The organism is Bradyrhizobium sp. LMG 9283 (genome assembly GCF_045571415.1).
GTDB lineage: Bacteria > Pseudomonadota > Alphaproteobacteria > Rhizobiales > Xanthobacteraceae > Bradyrhizobium.
Window position 1 is genome coordinate 5168549 of sequence record NZ_CP120691.1, and the last position, 14878, is coordinate 5183426.

General features: G+C 63.6%; 14 protein-coding genes and 1 pseudogene. 9 read left to right on the top strand and 6 right to left on the bottom strand.

What is annotated here, in order from left to right; translation table 11 throughout:
• Positions 1 to 8: 8 nt before the first annotated feature.
• The 3 genes and pseudogenes from P6U29_RS24525 to P6U29_RS24535 all read left to right on the top strand — a co-directional run bounded on the left by P6U29_RS24525 (position 9) and on the right by P6U29_RS24535 (position 2553).
• Positions 9 to 1174: pseudogene (locus P6U29_RS24525) on the top strand (IS110 family transposase).
• A 575-nt stretch (positions 1175 to 1749) separates the two neighbouring features.
• On the top strand, positions 1750 to 2082 hold the full coding sequence (locus P6U29_RS24530) for a DHCW motif cupin fold protein (protein ID WP_407112678.1): 333 nt from the start codon (positions 1750 to 1752) through the stop codon (positions 2080 to 2082).
• A 261-nt stretch (positions 2083 to 2343) separates the two neighbouring features.
• Positions 2344 to 2553 (top strand): cold-shock protein, encoded by a 210-nt coding sequence (locus P6U29_RS24535; RefSeq protein WP_407112679.1) that lies wholly within the window; start codon positions 2344 to 2346, stop codon positions 2551 to 2553.
• 309 nt (positions 2554 to 2862) lie between these two features.
• Here P6U29_RS24535 and P6U29_RS24540 read toward each other — a convergent pair whose 3' ends face one another.
• A complete protein-coding gene (locus P6U29_RS24540; RefSeq protein ID WP_407112680.1) occupies positions 2863 to 4161 on the bottom strand; it encodes an RsmB/NOP family class I SAM-dependent RNA methyltransferase in 1299 nt (432 codons plus the stop codon).
• A gap of 29 nt (positions 4162 to 4190) precedes the next feature.
• Positions 4191 to 4613 (bottom strand): MAPEG family protein, encoded by a 423-nt coding sequence (locus P6U29_RS24545; protein WP_407112681.1) that lies wholly within the window; start codon positions 4611 to 4613, stop codon positions 4191 to 4193.
• Between the two features lie 154 nt (positions 4614 to 4767).
• On the opposite strand from P6U29_RS24545, the gene P6U29_RS24550 reads away from it, so the two are divergent.
• The 3 genes from P6U29_RS24550 (at position 4768) to P6U29_RS24560 (ending at position 7035) form a co-directional block, all read left to right on the top strand.
• Positions 4768 to 5382: an acriflavin resistance protein gene (locus P6U29_RS24550; protein WP_407112682.1), complete on the top strand. Its 615-nt coding sequence runs from the start codon at positions 4768 to 4770 to the stop codon at positions 5380 to 5382.
• Between the two features lie 85 nt (positions 5383 to 5467).
• The gene (locus P6U29_RS24555; protein ID WP_407112683.1) at positions 5468 to 6313 is read left to right on the top strand and encodes a metallophosphoesterase family protein; all 846 of its coding nucleotides are present in this window, start codon (positions 5468 to 5470) and stop codon (positions 6311 to 6313) included.
• 269 nt (positions 6314 to 6582) lie between these two features.
• Complete coding sequence (locus tag P6U29_RS24560; protein ID WP_407119417.1) at positions 6583 to 7035, top strand: DUF992 domain-containing protein; 453 nt, start codon at positions 6583 to 6585, stop codon at positions 7033 to 7035.
• Between the two features lie 146 nt (positions 7036 to 7181).
• On the opposite strand, the gene P6U29_RS24565 is transcribed toward P6U29_RS24560, so the two are convergent.
• Positions 7182 to 8123, bottom strand: coding sequence for an alpha/beta fold hydrolase (locus P6U29_RS24565; protein WP_407112684.1), 942 nt, complete (start codon positions 8121 to 8123; stop codon positions 7182 to 7184).
• A 236-nt stretch (positions 8124 to 8359) separates the two neighbouring features.
• Here P6U29_RS24565 and P6U29_RS24570 point away from each other — a divergent pair, with 236 nt between their 5' ends.
• The gene (locus tag P6U29_RS24570) at positions 8360 to 8956 is read left to right on the top strand and encodes a phasin family protein (RefSeq protein ID WP_407112685.1); all 597 of its coding nucleotides are present in this window, start codon (positions 8360 to 8362) and stop codon (positions 8954 to 8956) included.
• 85 nt (positions 8957 to 9041) lie between these two features.
• Here P6U29_RS24570 and P6U29_RS24575 read toward each other — a convergent pair whose 3' ends face one another.
• The 3 genes from P6U29_RS24575 to guaB all read right to left on the bottom strand — a co-directional run bounded on the left by P6U29_RS24575 (position 9042) and on the right by guaB (position 12261).
• Positions 9042 to 9335 carry a hypothetical protein gene (locus tag P6U29_RS24575; RefSeq protein ID WP_407112686.1) on the bottom strand — a complete coding sequence of 98 codons (294 nt, stop codon included), beginning with the start codon at positions 9333 to 9335 and terminating at the stop codon, positions 9042 to 9044.
• 151 nt (positions 9336 to 9486) lie between these two features.
• Positions 9487 to 10509 (bottom strand): NADP-dependent oxidoreductase, encoded by a 1023-nt coding sequence (locus P6U29_RS24580; protein ID WP_407112687.1) that lies wholly within the window; start codon positions 10507 to 10509, stop codon positions 9487 to 9489.
• Between the two features lie 258 nt (positions 10510 to 10767).
• Entirely contained in the window at positions 10768 to 12261 is a 1494-nt protein-coding gene (guaB, locus tag P6U29_RS24585; RefSeq protein ID WP_407112688.1) for an IMP dehydrogenase, read from the bottom strand.
• Between the two features lie 398 nt (positions 12262 to 12659).
• On the opposite strand from guaB, the gene P6U29_RS24590 reads away from it, so the two are divergent.
• Together P6U29_RS24590 and P6U29_RS24595 are read left to right on the top strand one after the other, a co-directional pair.
• Positions 12660 to 14150 (top strand): MFS transporter, encoded by a 1491-nt coding sequence (locus P6U29_RS24590; protein WP_407112689.1) that lies wholly within the window; start codon positions 12660 to 12662, stop codon positions 14148 to 14150.
• Positions 14151 to 14431: 281 nt separating this feature from the next.
• On the top strand, positions 14432 to 14839 hold the full coding sequence (locus P6U29_RS24595; RefSeq protein WP_407112690.1) for a hypothetical protein: 408 nt from the start codon (positions 14432 to 14434) through the stop codon (positions 14837 to 14839).
• Positions 14840 to 14878 lie beyond the last annotated feature (39 nt).

Sequence of the window (14878 nt, forward strand, 5' to 3'; positions counted from 1 at the left end):
AGACAGCGATGTTGCTCGATCATCTTTCCGACGGACTGGCCGCTATCCGGACGCAGATTGGCGCAATTTTTGTGTCATTGGAACTGAGCCGTTCGACATGGCTGGTTACATCGCTGTCGCCCGGCAAGGGCGAGAAGATGTCCAAACACAGCGTGAAGGCCGGCGCTATTGCGGAGCTTTTGAAGCTCTTTGCAGCGCTGAAGCGTAAGGCCCAGGCGCGAACGGGCGAGAGTTATCCGATCATCACCATCCAGGAGGCGGGGCTGGATGGGTTCTGGCTTCACCGCACTCTGCAGTCGGAGGGCGTCGAGAGCTACGTGGTCGATCCGGCCTCGATCGCGACGCCGCGCCGGCGCCGGCGGGCCAAGACGGACCGGTTGGACGGCGAGACGCTGTTGCGGTCGCTTCTGGCCTACAAGCGCGGCGAGCCACGGGTCTGCGCGATGGTCGTTGCCCCCTCTCCGGAAGAAGAGGACCGCCGCAGGCTTTGTCGGGAGCGGCGGACCTTGATCGCGGAGCGGATCGTGCATGTGAACCGGATCAAGGGTGTTCTGTTTGCGCAAGGGATATTCGACTACGTGCCGCTGCGGCGCGATCGACGGACGCGGCTCGAGGCCTTGCGCACGGGGACGGGCGGCTGCTGCCGGCGCATTTGAAGGCGCAGATCAGCCGCGAGCTCGACCGGCTCGAACTTCTGCTCGACCAGATCGCGGCGGTAGAGCGCGAGCAGGATGCATTGCTGGCTGCAAGCCGACCAGCAGGCGAGAAGGCTGCATCGAACCCGGTCGCGATGCTGCTCGACTTGAAGGGCCTGGGCCCGAACTTTGCTGCCATTCTCTGGTCGGAGGCCTTCCACCGTCAGTTCACCAACCGCCGCCAGGTTGCGTCCTATGCCGGTCTTGCGGCCACGCCATGGCGCAGTGGCGGCATTGAGCGTGAGCAGGGCGTGTCGAAGGCCGGCAATCCGCGCCTGAGAACCACGATGATCCAGCTCGCCTGGTTGTGGATACGTCACCAGCCTCAATCGGCTCTGACCCAGTGGTTCAAGGCCAACAGCCAGCGCGGCCGCAAGCGCACAATCGTGGCGCTGGCGCGCAAGCTGCTCGTGGCCCTGTGGAAATACGTGACCGCCGGCGTCGTGATCGAGGGAGCCGTGGTGAAGCCCGGCGCCTGACACCACGCCTCTCAGCCTCAAAACCAATCCGCCGAGGTTGATCAGCCTCGGCCGATCCGGGTGGACGAACCGATGGATTGCATGGCTTCAAACGCCGTAACGAAGAAGGGTCTCGTCCTCTCGAGCCTGCCCGCCGCAAGCGGAATGTTGGTGCAGTCGCCACCGCGCAACGACCGAATGTGAGTTTGATCTGGCATGCAAACCAGATTGCCAAAACCGGCTCGACCCTTGGATCGCCAACCATAGGAGTAGTTCACGCCGCACTTCCCGACCTAACGAGCCTGAAGGCGTGCTCGCTCAGGTCAAGACCAAGCCGCTTCGCGGCGGCCCTCACGGGCCGGTCTTGACCTGATCTGCGCGCGCCATCCGAAAGGTTCCGCGGTCGGGACGAAGAGCTGGCCTGCAATCGAACAAAGAGCTGACCATAAATCTTGACACATCAAATCCCCATGTGAGCAATCCAGGGTCTTTCCGCGGAGAGATTCTGGATTGCTTCGCTACGCTCGCAATGACGGAGACTGCGGCGACAGCGTGCGCTAACAAAACACCGCCGGTTCCGAAACAGGATCATTCGCATGAAACTCCCCACCTCCCCCTTTACCGTCACCGATTGGAGCAAGATCGAAGCGACCACGCATCCCGGCGAGAGCGGCGAGGCCAAGTGGCGCACGCTCAACATCGGCGATCTCCGGGTGCGGATGGTGGAGTATTCGCCGGGCTATCTCGCCGATCATTGGTGCGATCGGGGCCACGTGCTCTACGTGCTGAAGGGCGAGCTCGATTCTGAGCTGCGCGACGGGCGCAAATTCAAGCTCACGGCGGGGATGAGTTACCAGGTGTCGGACTTCGGCGACGCCGCGCACCGGTCCTCGACGAGGACCGGTGCCACGCTCTTCATCGTGGACTGATGCGCCCCTCGCGGTTTCACTTGCACCGCAGAATAGCAGCGGCGCGCGACATCCCGAACCACGGGTGGTGCCTTGAAGTAGCCCCAAATCCTCGCTATATTGTGATCATCGATACTTGGCCGAACGACTGGGCCGCTTCGCTTCGTTACAGACGGGCGCGCACGCTTCAGATGACTTCTCCAAACATCGACTGAATAGGATCATGGGCGCAGCGACGCGTACCGGTCCGCGTGCGTACCCTCTCTAACAAAGGAAATTCCCATGGCTATGGGCACCGTGAAGTGGTTCAACACCCAAAAGGGTTATGGTTTCATCCAGCCGGACGACGGCAACAAGGACGTGTTCGTGCACATCAGCGCGGTCGAGCGCGCCGGCCTCTCCACCCTCAACGAGGGCCAGAAGGTCTCGTTCGACATCGTCGCCGACCGTCGCAGCGGCAAGTCCTCGGCTGACAATCTCCGCGTCGGCTAATGGCCCGCGCCAGGGCGTTCTGACCACGGACGTACCGGCAGAACGCTAGAACTCGAAAGCCCCGCGACCGGATCCGGTCGGCGGGGCTTTTGTCTTGCTCCTATCATTCCGGGGCGTCCGAAGGCCGAACCCGGTATCCATCGCGCGGGCGTTCCTGCGGCCCGATGGATTGCGGGTTCGCGAGCCCCGGAATGGCGGCGGGATGAGATCAGCGGTGCGGTAGGGTGGGCAAAGGCGCGCTGCGATGGTGGGCACGCCTCCGTCATCGCTCCCCGAGCGACGACGGAAGCTTTGCCCACCCTGCCAGTGCTATGCTTTCCGCAGCACCGACACGAAGAAACCGTCCGTTCCCGTTCGCCGCGGCGTCATCAGCCAGCCTTCCGCCGACTGCAGCGCGGCCTCGCCAAAAGCTTCTGCCTTGTCCCAGAGCACGCTCGCGGTCTGTTCGGGCGGGATGACCGCGAAATCGGGATGGCGCGCGACGAACGCCCTCACCTGCTCGCCGTTCTCTTCCGCCAGCACCGAGCAGGTGATGTAGGCGATGCGGCCACCGGGCTTGACCAGCGGAACCGCACGCGCGAGCACCTCGGCCTGGTCGCGCAGGCGGATCTCCAGCGCGCCCGGGCGCATGCGCCATTTGGCATCGGGGTTGCGGCGCCAGGTTCCGGTTCCCGTACAGGGCGCGTCGATCACGACGAGATCGGCCGAGGCGCGGATGTCTTGGAGCGGATCGGCTTCGCCTTTCGGCGTGCGCACATCGGCATTGTGGACGCCGGCGCGCGACAGGCGCTCGTGGATGGGGGCAAGCTGGCGCTTGTCGCGGTCGGTCGCGATCAGCCGGCCCTTGCCTTGCATCAGGGCGGCGAGCGCCAGCGTCTTGCCGCCCGCGCCGGCGCAAAGATCGATCACCTGCTCGCCGGGTTTTGCCGCCGTGAACTGGGCCGCAAGCTGCGATCCCTCATCCTGCACTTCAATGGCGCCCTTGATGAAATCCTCTTCCGCCTGGATGCCCGGGTTACGCGCATCGGCCGAAAGCTCGATGCGCAGGCCCGTTGCCGACCACGGCGTCGGTTTCGCATGAAGATGAGCAAGCGCGCGCAGCGCCTTGTCGCGATTGGATTTTAGCGTGTTGACGCGCAGATCGAGCGGGGCCCGGCTGGCCATTGCGGCGGCCTCCGCGGCACGGGTCTCGCCGAACACTTTTGCAAGATGCGGATCGAGCCATTCGGGGTAGTCCCCGGCAACCGCAGCAGGTGCGTCATTGAGGGAACGCGAGGCGAGCGCGGCCTGCTCGGCCGCGGTCAGCGGCGCCGGCGCAAACCGGCTGCCGTCGAACAGCGCGGCCATGGTGGCCGTGTCCATACTGCGCTCGAGCCGGAGCATGCCGATCAGCCGCGCCCGCGCGGTATCGGAATCCATCAGGTAGGCGCTCGAGGCGTAGCGGCGCAGCACGTCCCAGACCAAGCCGGCAATGGCGGCGCGGTCGCCGGAACCGGCGAAGCGGTGCGCCGTGCCCCACTCCTTCAGCGCCTTGGCCGCGGGCACGCGGTCCTTCTCGATGGTGTCGATCAGTTCGATGGCTGCGGACAGCCGGGCAGCGGGGGTCATTTGAATTCTTTCAAGTGGCGCGCAAGCGCCTAGATCAGCAGCAAAAGCTTCAGCGCGAAGTAGATCCACATCGCGAGCAGCACGAGCACGCCGGCGAGCCAGATCGTGGAGCGGCGGCCGAGATCGTTGGAGGAGACGAACACGCCGGCATGGGCAAAGCGTGTCACCACGAACACCCAGGACATCAGCACGATGAAGAGATCGGCGCGGCGCAAAGGCAACGCCAGCGCGATCAGGACGTAGAACAGCACCGGCAGCTCGAACTGGTTGCGGTAGCAATTGGCGATTTGTGTGACGCCCTTCGGCCAGTTCGGCTCGCCCAGCGCAATGTCGCGGATTTTGGTCTCGCCCGAGACCAGGGTCTTGCGCCGCGCCAAGACCATGCCGATCAGAAGCGCGAAGGTGAGAGCGACCTGCGCGAAGACCGGCAGCAAAACCATTTGAACGGACATCGGAACTTTCCCGGGAGGCGAAATGCCGCCGACCGTCATTAGCCGCGACTTTTGGCGCTGACAATGAACGACTTGAACCGGCGTTCCCGCTTCGGCGACCAAGCATCGATTGTTAAAGCAATTTCGGCCCTTGAGCCCGAGGCGAGATAGCGCCATGAACACCTTGTCCAGCTTCTTCACCGAATCCGCCGACGGCCGGCTCGGCATCCTGATGTCGGCGCTGTCAGGTATCGCGGCGGCGCTCGCGGTCGCGCTGGCGATGACGGTCTATTTTCGCCTGAGCTACCGGACCTGGCGCGACGTCGCCCGGCAGAGCCTGGCTGCGTTCGCCGCGCTCGGCCTGTTCGCGTTTGCCGCCTACGACATGCGCCACGCGGCGCTTGCCTATCTCGGCCTCAATCCGTCCAAGCCCGCCGTCGCGTTCGAGATCCGGATGCCCCGGGAGATGCTGACGGCGGTGACCGACAGCCAGATCGAGCTGCATACCGATCGCAACCAGACGCTGGCGCTAGTCGATGGGGTACGCGACCTCTCAGACGGGCGGGCGGTGCTACGCGGCGCCGTGGTGCTCAACCACCGCACCGCGGACCGCGTGCTGGCCGTGAACCTGCCCGGCAAGGGCACCTTCGAGTTCCGCCTCCGCTTGCCGGCCGAGCCGCATCGCTCCGAGCAGTTCGGCCCGTGGCACCTCGCCGACCGCATCGCCTCGCCCCTCGCCGGCCCGGTCGCCCCGCAGGATGCCTACACGATCCGCTACCGTGTGCTGTGACCGAGGCGTGCTTTAAACTTTGTTCGTTGCGATCCATGCCCGCGCCGTCATCGTTCCGACGCGCGACAACGGGTAGGATGATCGCATGCCCGAATTTCGCCTGACCCAGATTTCCGACACCCATCTCGGCCGGCGCTTTCCCGGTCTGATCGCCAACTTTCACCGCATCAGCGAGCACATCGACGCCGGCAGGCCCGATCTCGTCGTCAACACTGGCGACGTTTCGTTCGACGGGCCGACCAGCCGCGACGACGTCGAATTCGCGAAAGGCCTGCACGACGCCCTGCCCGTCACCTGCCGCTACCTCCCCGGCAATCACGACATCGGCGACAATCCGACCGCGATCGGGTCGGCGCCGAAGCCGCCGGTCAGTGAGGCGCACCGCAGGCGGTTCTGCGACATCATTGGCGAAGACCATTGGTCGTTCGAGGCGGCCGGTTGGTGCTTCATCGGTCTCAACTCGCTGGTCATGAATTCAGGGCTCGCCTTCGAGGCCGAGCAATTCGACTGGCTCGCCTCGGAGATCGCGCGCACGAACGGCAGGCCGGTCGCCCTGTTCCTGCACAAGCCGCTGTTTCTCAACCTGCCCGATGACACTGAGACGCCGGAGACCTCGATCCGCTACGTGCCGCAGCCGGCGCGGGCGCGGCTGATCGAGATGTTCGGTAACGTCGACCTGCGTCTCATCGCCAGCGGTCACGTGCACCAGCGTCGCGACTTCACCTATCGCCACACCCGCCACGTCTGGGCGCCGTCGGCCGGCTTCGTCATCAACGATTCGCGCCAGGACCGGATCGCGATCAAGGAAGTCGGGCTGGTTGAATATCGCTTCCGGCCAGACAGCCTTGAGGTCCGCCACATCAGGGCGGCGGGCCAGCGCGATGTCGACATTGAGGAACTGCTCGCCCAGATGGGCGGCGAGCACTCATAAAATCGGCTGCGAGTGCATTTGATGTCCGCCTGTCACTCAACACCGGCGCAGAGCCGGACCCGCGTGCTCCACATCCCGAGCCCGTAAAGCGAGGTTTGTCTTGTGCTTCTGGAGCTTCGCCTTCCGACCAACAGGAACATCGCTAGCTCAGCACGCATTGAAGGACGATCAGAATAATCGATGGAGGCCCCATGATTAGGACAACGCTGAATGAAGCTAGGCTGACCAATTTGGCAACAGCTTGCGCGGCCTTGGCACTCGTCCTCGCGATGGTTCCGGCAACGGCGCAGGAGGCTGGGCGCTCAAGAGTCGGCACACTCACGTGCAACATATCGCCCGGAGTCGGCATGATTGTTGCGGGGCAACGGCAGTTGAGCTGCATCTATGCATCGGCGCGAGGCAGGGCGCGCGAGGCTTACGAAGGCACCGTCAGCACGCTTGGTCTCGACATAGGAGCCACGTCCGGCGGTCAGCTCGTTTGGACCGTGTTTGCGCCAACCACGCTTCGCCAGGCAGCCTTGGCCGGAACCTATGCGGGCGCGACCGCCGGCGGTACTGTCGGCGCCGGAGTTGGTGCCAACCTCCTGGTGGGCGGCTCGGATCGAACGATCGCCTTGCAGCCGGTGTCCGTCCAGGCTCAGACAGGTGTGAACGTCGCAGCGGGCATATCGAGAATGGAATTGCGGCCAGTCGCTGCGCCTGCACGCCGCAAGGTGCAGTGACGGCCCTCGCCGGCGAATTGAAGAAGAGCGCTTTTGAGTGACTCCGGGTTCCGCCGGGGCGCCAACCAGTGGCCCCAGACGTCACTTCTGGCTCAAGAGTGCTCTTCTTCTGGCGAGTTCGAGCCGATACGGACAAGCTGCCAGCCTTAAGAATTTGCCATTGAACTGACTGCCTCCACGATGGCGGCGGGGTCTGCGTACGTGACCATATGCCCGGCATTCGGAACAAGGTGAAGATCGGACCGAGGCAGTGCTTGATGTAAATCTCGCGCTTGTTTGAATTCGATCACCTGGTCCTCTGTTCCGTGGAATATTTGCACGTGGTCGCCCATGGTCGAATAATAAGCTTGGAATTGTGCTGCAGTTGGAATGAGCAGTGCACTTTCCTCCGCAGCCGCCCTCAACTGTGTGGGCCTGAGCACCAGAGACGTTGGAAATTCATTCTTGAACGTCTGCGGGACAGAACGAGGCGCAAAGATCTTACGGAGAACTCCTGGCAGGACGGCCCACGAAATGATTGGCGCGACAGTGTAACTGACCAAGTCGCCCAGAACCGGTATGGCTGGACCTGACATCAGCCACACGTCCAATCGGCCGGTTGGGAAATAGTACCCGGACGCAAGCACGAGACCCTGGGTCGGATAATCCTTTCGCACGGCGAGCGCGATAGCGACGAAGGCGCCCCAAGAATGGCCCAGGACAACGGGATTCCGGATTTCGAGTTGATTGAGCGCCTTCATCAACAAAGCGGCTTGAGCTGCTGCGGTCCATATTCGGAGCCGCGGCCGCTGACTATAGCCAAAGCCTGGGCGGTCGAAGCACACCACGCGATTGCTGCGGGCAAGAAGATCGACCAGGCCGCTGATCGTGAAGTCCTGGATCATGGATCCGTTGCCATGGAGCAGCACGACGCAAGGAGCTGCCGGATCACCCCGATCGACATAGTGGAGTACTACGCCGTCGCACTCGAGGAACTTGCCGATTGGTGGATTCCTCCACTCGGCCAGTTTGGAGAAGCCGACGTTGCCGACGACGAGAAGTGCTAATAACAAGACAGCAATGAGCAATACGGTTTCAGCGGTGGTCATTACTGAGCCTTGATGATCGAGGGTAAGAACACGAAACCCGCGGTGCCAAGCAGATGAATCAATCCATGAAATAATTGGAAGTTGAAGCGCTCGTTCCTGCGCGCAATCGCGGAGGGTTGATTAAAAATCGCGTGCCCCGGAACGGTCGAAAAATGCCCACGTTTGCTCGCGTAGGATCGCACCTGTGACGGAGAGCAAAGGATCCGACCTCACCAACAACAACGATGGAGCAACAAATGGCCAATCCACGCCAGGAGGAAAAGTCTACCCAAAGCCCTGAGGACACAATCCGCCGCGCCGCCGAAAGGACTGCTGAGCAGACCAGACGGATCGGCTTAGCTACCGCTGAGGCCAGCGAGGAGGTGGCCCAAGCCAGCAGCCATCTGCTGCAACAAAATGCCGAGATGTTGCAAAACAGTTGGCGCTTCGGCGTCGACATGGCCACGGCTATGATGGGCCGCTCTGCTGATCAGCTTGGTCGCACGTTCGGTTTGACGGGCAATGAAGCGCAGCAGGCAACAGAACGCTCGGTCCGCAACGCAGAAGCAATCATGTACTCTACAACCGCGGTCGCCAAAGGAATGAACGGCGTCTCACGGGAGTACTTCGACTTCGTTCGACAGCAGATCGAGAGGACCATGGACCGTATGAATGAACTCTGGCGCTGCCGAACTCCGCACGATTTGGCGGCTGTGCAGACTGATCTGATGCGCGATTCGATCAGAAGCGCCCTGGATACCAGCCGCCGGATGGCGGACATGTCTTTGAAGGTGGCTGACGATGCAGGAAACCACATTACTCAGAGTATCGAACGCATGCGGCACGCAGCCTAGCGCGCTGCCATAACCATGGCGCACATGCGCGGCTGAACCGCAGCCGCTCATGTGCTGCTGTTTCAGTTGCGGCCTCGCAGGAGACTTAAGCCACGCTTTTGAGATCCTGCTGGATCGCGGCTAGCAGCGATTGCAATGCCTCGCTGCTCACCGGCTTTGAGTCAGGGACAGGCGGTTGACTGGCAGGCTGCGGAGCCTTGACCGGACGTTTCGGGAATGGCGGCGGAGGCGTCGGCATCGAGGGGCGGGCAAAATCGCCCTGGTCCTCGGTGTGAACGAAGTTGCCATGAATGACGTCGTCGCGGCGGCCCATGACGAACATCGCCACCCAATAGCCGGCGGCCAGCAGGATTACGCAGAAAATACCGATCTCTAACATCGCAGCACCTAAAATATGCGCGATGATTCAATGCCTTCGTCGGGCCGTCAATGAACGGGCGAGCACACCTGCGGCTTTTGCGGCCAGGTGTGACCGATTAGTGACTCTTTCTTAACCATCCACCGCCCCGATGGGGGCTGGAGGCGGCAGATCAGGCCTTGTCGGGACCAACCCGAACCAGTTGCTTGCCGAAATTGTCACCCTTCAGCAGGCCCATGAAGGCGCCGGGGGCGCTTTCCAGGCCTTCGGTGACGAACTCCTTGTACTTGACCTTGCCATCGCGGACCCAGGCGGACATGTCGCGCAGGAAGTCGCCATGGCGGGCGGCGAAATCAGAGACGATGAAGCCGCGGAAGGTCAGCCGCTTGGTCAGCGTCGCGCGCATCAGGTTGGCGGCCCATTTCGGCGGCTTGGCCTCGGTGTCGTTGTAATGGGCGATCAGGCCGCAGACTGGCACCCGCGCGAACGGATTGAGCAGCGGGAACACCGCCTCGAACACGGCGCCGCCGACATTCTCGAAATAGACGTCGATGCCCTTCGGGCAGGCGTCCTTCAGCTTGGTGGCGAGTTCGGCATCGCGGTGATCGATGCAGGCGTCGAAGCCGAGCTCCTTCACCACATAGTCGCACTTGTCCTTGCCGCCGGCGATGCCGACCGCGCGGGCGCCCTTGATCTTGGCGATCTGGCCCACGGCCGAGCCGACTGCGCCGGAAGCACCGGCAACGACGACAGTCTCGCCGGGTTGCGGCTTACCGATGTCGAGCAGGCCCGTATAGGCGGTCATGCCGGGCATGCCGAGCACGCCGATCGAGGTCGAGATCGGACCGAGCTTGGGATCGACCTTGATCAGCCCCTTGCCGTTCGAGATCGCGTGCGTCTGCCAGCCAGAACGGATGCGCACGATGTCGCCTTTGGCAAAATCAGGATTGTTGGAGGCCGCGACCTCGCTGACCGCCTCGCCTTCCATCACCCCGCCGATCGGCACCGGAGCTGCGTAGGACGGCCCCTCGCTCATGCGGCCGCGCATATAGGGATCGAGCGACAGCCAGATCGTGCGCAGCAGGACTTCGCCGGGCCCTGGTGTCGGAACAGCGAATTCCTCCAGGCGAAAATCAGATGGCTTGGGTTCGCCGACGGGACGCGCGGCGAGAACGATGCGTTTGCCTTGGGACATTGGCTTCCTCCGATTGTGCTTCGGCGCAAACGGAAGCGGAGGGAGCGATGCGCGTCAATACACAATACAAAAGGATTGGAGTAGATGGTCGCAGAGGCGGCCACCACACTCGTGTCCCGGACGCGCTGCAGCGCGCAGCGTTGCTGCGCAGAGCCGGGACCCAGACTACATGGCAAGATATGGAGCGATGGGCCCCGGCTCTGCAGCGCATCACCGAAGAGGTGCTGCGCTGCGTCCGGGGCACGCGACACGAGAATCCTAACCGGCGCCCGGATAGTTCGGGCTCTCGCGCGTGATCGTGACATCGTGGACGTGGCTTTCGCGCAGGCCCGCGCCGGTGATGCGGACGAACTGGGCCTTGTCGTGCAGCTCCTTCATGTCGCGCGCGCCGACATAGCCCATCGCGGCGCGCAAGCCGCCGGCGAGCTGGTGCATGACGTTGCCGACCGGGCCCTTGTAGGGCACCTGCCCCTCGATGCCTTCGGGCACCAGCTTGAGCGTGTCCTTGATGTCCTGCTGGAAGTAGCGATCGGCAGATCCCCGCGCCATCGCGCCGACCGAGCCCATGCCGCGATAGGCCTTGTAGGAACGGCCCTGCCACAAAAACACTTCACCGGGCGTCTCGTCGGTGCCGGCGAGCAGCGAGCCGACCATCGCGATGTCGGCGCCGGCAGCGAGCGCCTTGGCGAGGTCGCCGGAGTACTTGATGCCGCCGTCGGCGATGACGGGGATGTCGGACTTCTTCGCCGCTTCCACCGCATCCATGATCGCGGTGAGCTGGGGAACGCCAACGCCGGCGACGATGCGCGTGGTGCAGATCGAGCCCGGGCCGATGCCGACCTTGATGCAATCCGCGCCGGCGTCGATCAGCGCCTGCGCGCCTTCCGTGGTGGCAACGTTGCCGGCGACGACCTGCACCGAGTTGGACAGACGCTTGATGCGGTTCACCGCGTGCAGCACGTGGCGGGAGTGGCCGTGCGCGGTGTCGACGACGACGAGGTCGACGCCGGCATCGATCAGCCGCTCGGTGCGCTCGAAGCCGTTATCGCCGACAGTGGTGGCGGCGGCGACGCGCAGGCGCCCTTGCGCGTCCTTGCAGGCGAGCGGATGGGCGACCGCCTTCTCCATGTCCTTGACGGTAATGAGACCGACGCAGCGATATTGCTCGTCGACCACGAGCAGCTTCTCGATGCGATGCTGATGCAGCATTCGCCGCGCCTCGTCCTGGCTGACATTCTCGCGGACCGTGACGAGGTTTTCGTGCGTCATCAGCTCGGAGATCTTTTGCTGGCGATTGGTCGCAAAGCGCACGTCACGGTTGGTGAGGATGCCGACCAGCTTGCCGGGCGTCGACTTGCTGGCGCCGGTGACCACGGGAATGCCGGAGATGCCGTGATCGCTCATCAGCTTCAGCGCGTCGTCGAGCGTGGCCTCGGGGCTGATGGTGAGCGGGTTCACCACCATGCCGGACTCGTAGCGCTTGACCTGCCGCACCTGGGCAGCCTGCCCTTCAGGATCGAAATTGCGGTGGATGACGCCGAGGCCGCCGGCCTGCGCCATGGCGATCGCCATGCGGGCCTCGGTCACTGTGTCCATGGCGGAGGCCATGATCGGAATGTTGAGCGGAATGGCGCGGGTGACGCGGGAACGGATGTCGACCTCGCCCGGCATGACGTCGGACAGGCCCGGCTTCAACAGCACGTCGTCGAACGTAAAGGCTTCGCGGATGCCTTGAAGTTGCACCGTGGCCATCTGCCAACTCCTTCCTGCGGCCCTGCCGCAAATGCTAATGGATGAGCGCCGCCCTCGGCGTACCTTGCGGCAACGCCTTAAGAATCGGAGCCCATCGGTGGGGTTGACGCGGGTCGATAGCACGGCCGCGTGACGAATCAAAGCAATTCGGGCCGTCGGCCAGCCATGCACAGGCTTTTTTAGGTCAATTCAGGCGAGGACAGCCCCTCGCCGGGCCGTGCCTAGGCGGATCGCCTCCACGACCTCAGGGTGCTGCCGATCCAGCAATGCAACCGCATTTGCGGCCACACCGTCGTCACGCAGGATTTAGGTGCCATGCGTCGATCCGCGATGGTCCGCGGCGGACGGCGGTGATAAGCCGCAACTCCGCTTCCCTCCGATTTCATTGCCAATCCGTCATGGTCGACAAGCAACGCGTCATTCCGCTGATCGTGGCCACTGCGCTCTTCATGGAGAACATGGATTCCACGGTGATCGCCACCTCGCTGCCGGCGATCGCGGCCGACATCGGAACCAGCCCGCTGACGCTGAAGCTCGCAATCACGTCGTACCTGCTCTCGCTCGCGGTGTTCATCCCGGCGAGCGGCTGGACCGCCGACCGCTTCGGCGCACGCATGGTGTTTGCGATCGCGGTCGGCGTGTTCATGGTCGGCTCGGTCGGCTGCGCGCTCTCGACCTCGGTCACCGATTTCGTATTCGCGCGCATCCTGCAAGGCATGGGCGGCGCGATGATGACGCCGGTCGGACGCCTCGTGCTGCTGCGCTCCGTCGACAAGAGCGCGCTGGTCAACGCCATGGCCTGGGTGACGGTCCCTGCCCTGATCGGTCCCGTGATCGGACCGCCGCTCGGCGGCTTCATCACGACTTACGCGTCCTGGCACTGGATCTTCCTGATCAACATCCCGATCGGCCTGCTCGGCATCTTCATGGCATTGCGCTTCATCGATCCGATCAAGAGCGAGGTGCAGGAGCCGTTCGATCTGTACGGCATGGTGCTCGCTGGGTTGGGTCTCGCCGGCATCGCCTTCGGCCTGTCGGTTGCCGGGCTCAATCTGCTGCCGTGGAGCACTGTTGCAGCACTGATCGCGGGCGGTGCGATCTCGATGACGCTTTATGTCATCCATGCGAGGCGCACGGGGTCGCCGGTGCTGGATTTCTCGCTCCTGAACCTGCCGACGCTGCGCGCAGCCGTGGTCGGCGGCTTCATGTTCCGCCTCGGCATCGGCGCGCTGCCGTTCCTGCTGCCGCTCTTGATGCAGATCGGCTTCGGCCTGTCGCCGTTCCATTCCGGTCTCGTCACCTTCGCCTCCTCGCTCGGGGCCATGGGGATGAAGACGCTGGCGGCGCGGATCATCCGCGCCTTCGGCTTCCGCAATCTGATGACGGTGAACGCGATCGTGAGCGCGTTCTTCCTCGGCGTTTGCGCGCTGTTCACGGTGACGACGCCGCTGCTCATCATCATGGTGATCCTGGTGGTCGGCGGCTTCTTCCGCTCGCTCCAATTCACCGCGATCAATACGGTCGCCTATGCCGACGTCGAGACCGCGCAGATGAGCCGTGCCACCACCCTCGTCAGTGTCAACCAGCAGCTCGCGGTGTCAGCGGGTGTCGCCGTCGGCGCGGCGTGCGTGGAAACGACGATGTGGTTCAGCCATGTCAGCGAGCTCAACGCCACCGTGTTCGCGCCCGCTTTCGTCGTGGTGGCGCTGACGTCGGCGGCATCGAGCTGGTTCTTCTGGCAAATGCCGGCTGACGCCGGCCACGAGATCTCCGGCCGCAAGGCGGTGGAGATCGCGAGCCGCAAGGGCGCCGGCAAAGGCGCAGCCAAGGCGGCGGTCAAGGCGGCGACGGAGGATACGCAGGACGTGCGGGATCAGAGGCTGGGGTAGCGGAAAGCAGGATGCCGGCTCTCCTCCGGACAAGGGTCCAAAACAGGCCCATGTACAGCAGTCGACCATTTGCATCTTTTCCGAAATCAGCTTTGACCTGACCCTCGTGGACCGCGCGAAAGGGAGAGTCCGAGGCGATGTCGCCGAAAGCGGGCGCGCGTTCATCGAGATGAATGCTCGCTTATGTTCATGACTCCTGTTCCTCGCCGGCACGCGCTTGCAACTTTTGCCCTTCGGCAATGTTGGCACGACGTCGAAACACCAACGAAGGAGGGACGCGCATGAAAAAGACCGCACTTGTCCTGGCAACCGTCGGCGCGCTCGGCGTGAGCGCGGTGGCGGCACCGACGCCGGCGGAGGCTCGCTGGCGCGGTGGTTTTGGGCCGGCGCTGGCAGGCGGATTGTTCGCAGGTGCCCTGATCGGCGGCCTCGCCTCGTCCGCTTACGCCTACGGCCCGGGCTACGGCTACTACGGGTATCCGCGCTATTATGACGACTACTACGCACCGGCGTACTACGGCGGTTACTATCCGTGGGGTGGCTACACCCGGACCTACTACACCACCAGTTACGCCCCGGCCTACTACGGCTACCGCTATCACCGTGTCGTGCGGCCGGCCTTCGCCTATTACGGCGGACCGTTCCCGCGGCGGCACTTCTACCACCATCGCTGGCACCCCTACTGGTGAAGCGACGCGGCAAGAGAAGGGCTGGCGCGAGGCGCTGAG

What these genes read in the sequence shown, in the direction of transcription:
- P6U29_RS24545 (WP_407112681.1), bottom strand. Translation starts at nt 4,613, where the DNA reads ATGTCCGTTCAAATGGTTTTGCTGCCGGTCTTCGCGCAGGTCGCTCTC.
- P6U29_RS24590 (WP_407112689.1), top strand. Translation starts at nt 12,660, where the DNA reads ATGGTCGACAAGCAACGCGTCATTCCGCTGATCGTGGCCACTGCGCTC.
- P6U29_RS24560 (WP_407119417.1), top strand. Translation starts at nt 6,583, where the DNA reads ATGGTTCCGGCAACGGCGCAGGAGGCTGGGCGCTCAAGAGTCGGCACA.
- P6U29_RS24530 (WP_407112678.1), top strand. Translation starts at nt 1,750, where the DNA reads ATGAAACTCCCCACCTCCCCCTTTACCGTCACCGATTGGAGCAAGATC.
- P6U29_RS24570 (WP_407112685.1), top strand. Translation starts at nt 8,360, where the DNA reads ATGGCCAATCCACGCCAGGAGGAAAAGTCTACCCAAAGCCCTGAGGAC.
- P6U29_RS24535 (WP_407112679.1), top strand. Translation starts at nt 2,344, where the DNA reads ATGGCTATGGGCACCGTGAAGTGGTTCAACACCCAAAAGGGTTATGGT.
- P6U29_RS24595 (WP_407112690.1), top strand. Translation starts at nt 14,432, where the DNA reads ATGAAAAAGACCGCACTTGTCCTGGCAACCGTCGGCGCGCTCGGCGTG.
- P6U29_RS24540 (WP_407112680.1), bottom strand. Translation starts at nt 4,161, where the DNA reads ATGACCCCCGCTGCCCGGCTGTCCGCAGCCATCGAACTGATCGACACC.
- P6U29_RS24565 (WP_407112684.1), bottom strand. Translation starts at nt 8,123, where the DNA reads ATGACCACCGCTGAAACCGTATTGCTCATTGCTGTCTTGTTATTAGCA.
- P6U29_RS24550 (WP_407112682.1), top strand. Translation starts at nt 4,768, where the DNA reads ATGAACACCTTGTCCAGCTTCTTCACCGAATCCGCCGACGGCCGGCTC.
- guaB (WP_407112688.1), bottom strand. Translation starts at nt 12,261, where the DNA reads ATGGCCACGGTGCAACTTCAAGGCATCCGCGAAGCCTTTACGTTCGAC.
- P6U29_RS24555 (WP_407112683.1), top strand. Translation starts at nt 5,468, where the DNA reads ATGCCCGAATTTCGCCTGACCCAGATTTCCGACACCCATCTCGGCCGG.
- P6U29_RS24580 (WP_407112687.1), bottom strand. Translation starts at nt 10,509, where the DNA reads ATGTCCCAAGGCAAACGCATCGTTCTCGCCGCGCGTCCCGTCGGCGAA.
- P6U29_RS24575 (WP_407112686.1), bottom strand. Translation starts at nt 9,335, where the DNA reads ATGTTAGAGATCGGTATTTTCTGCGTAATCCTGCTGGCCGCCGGCTAT.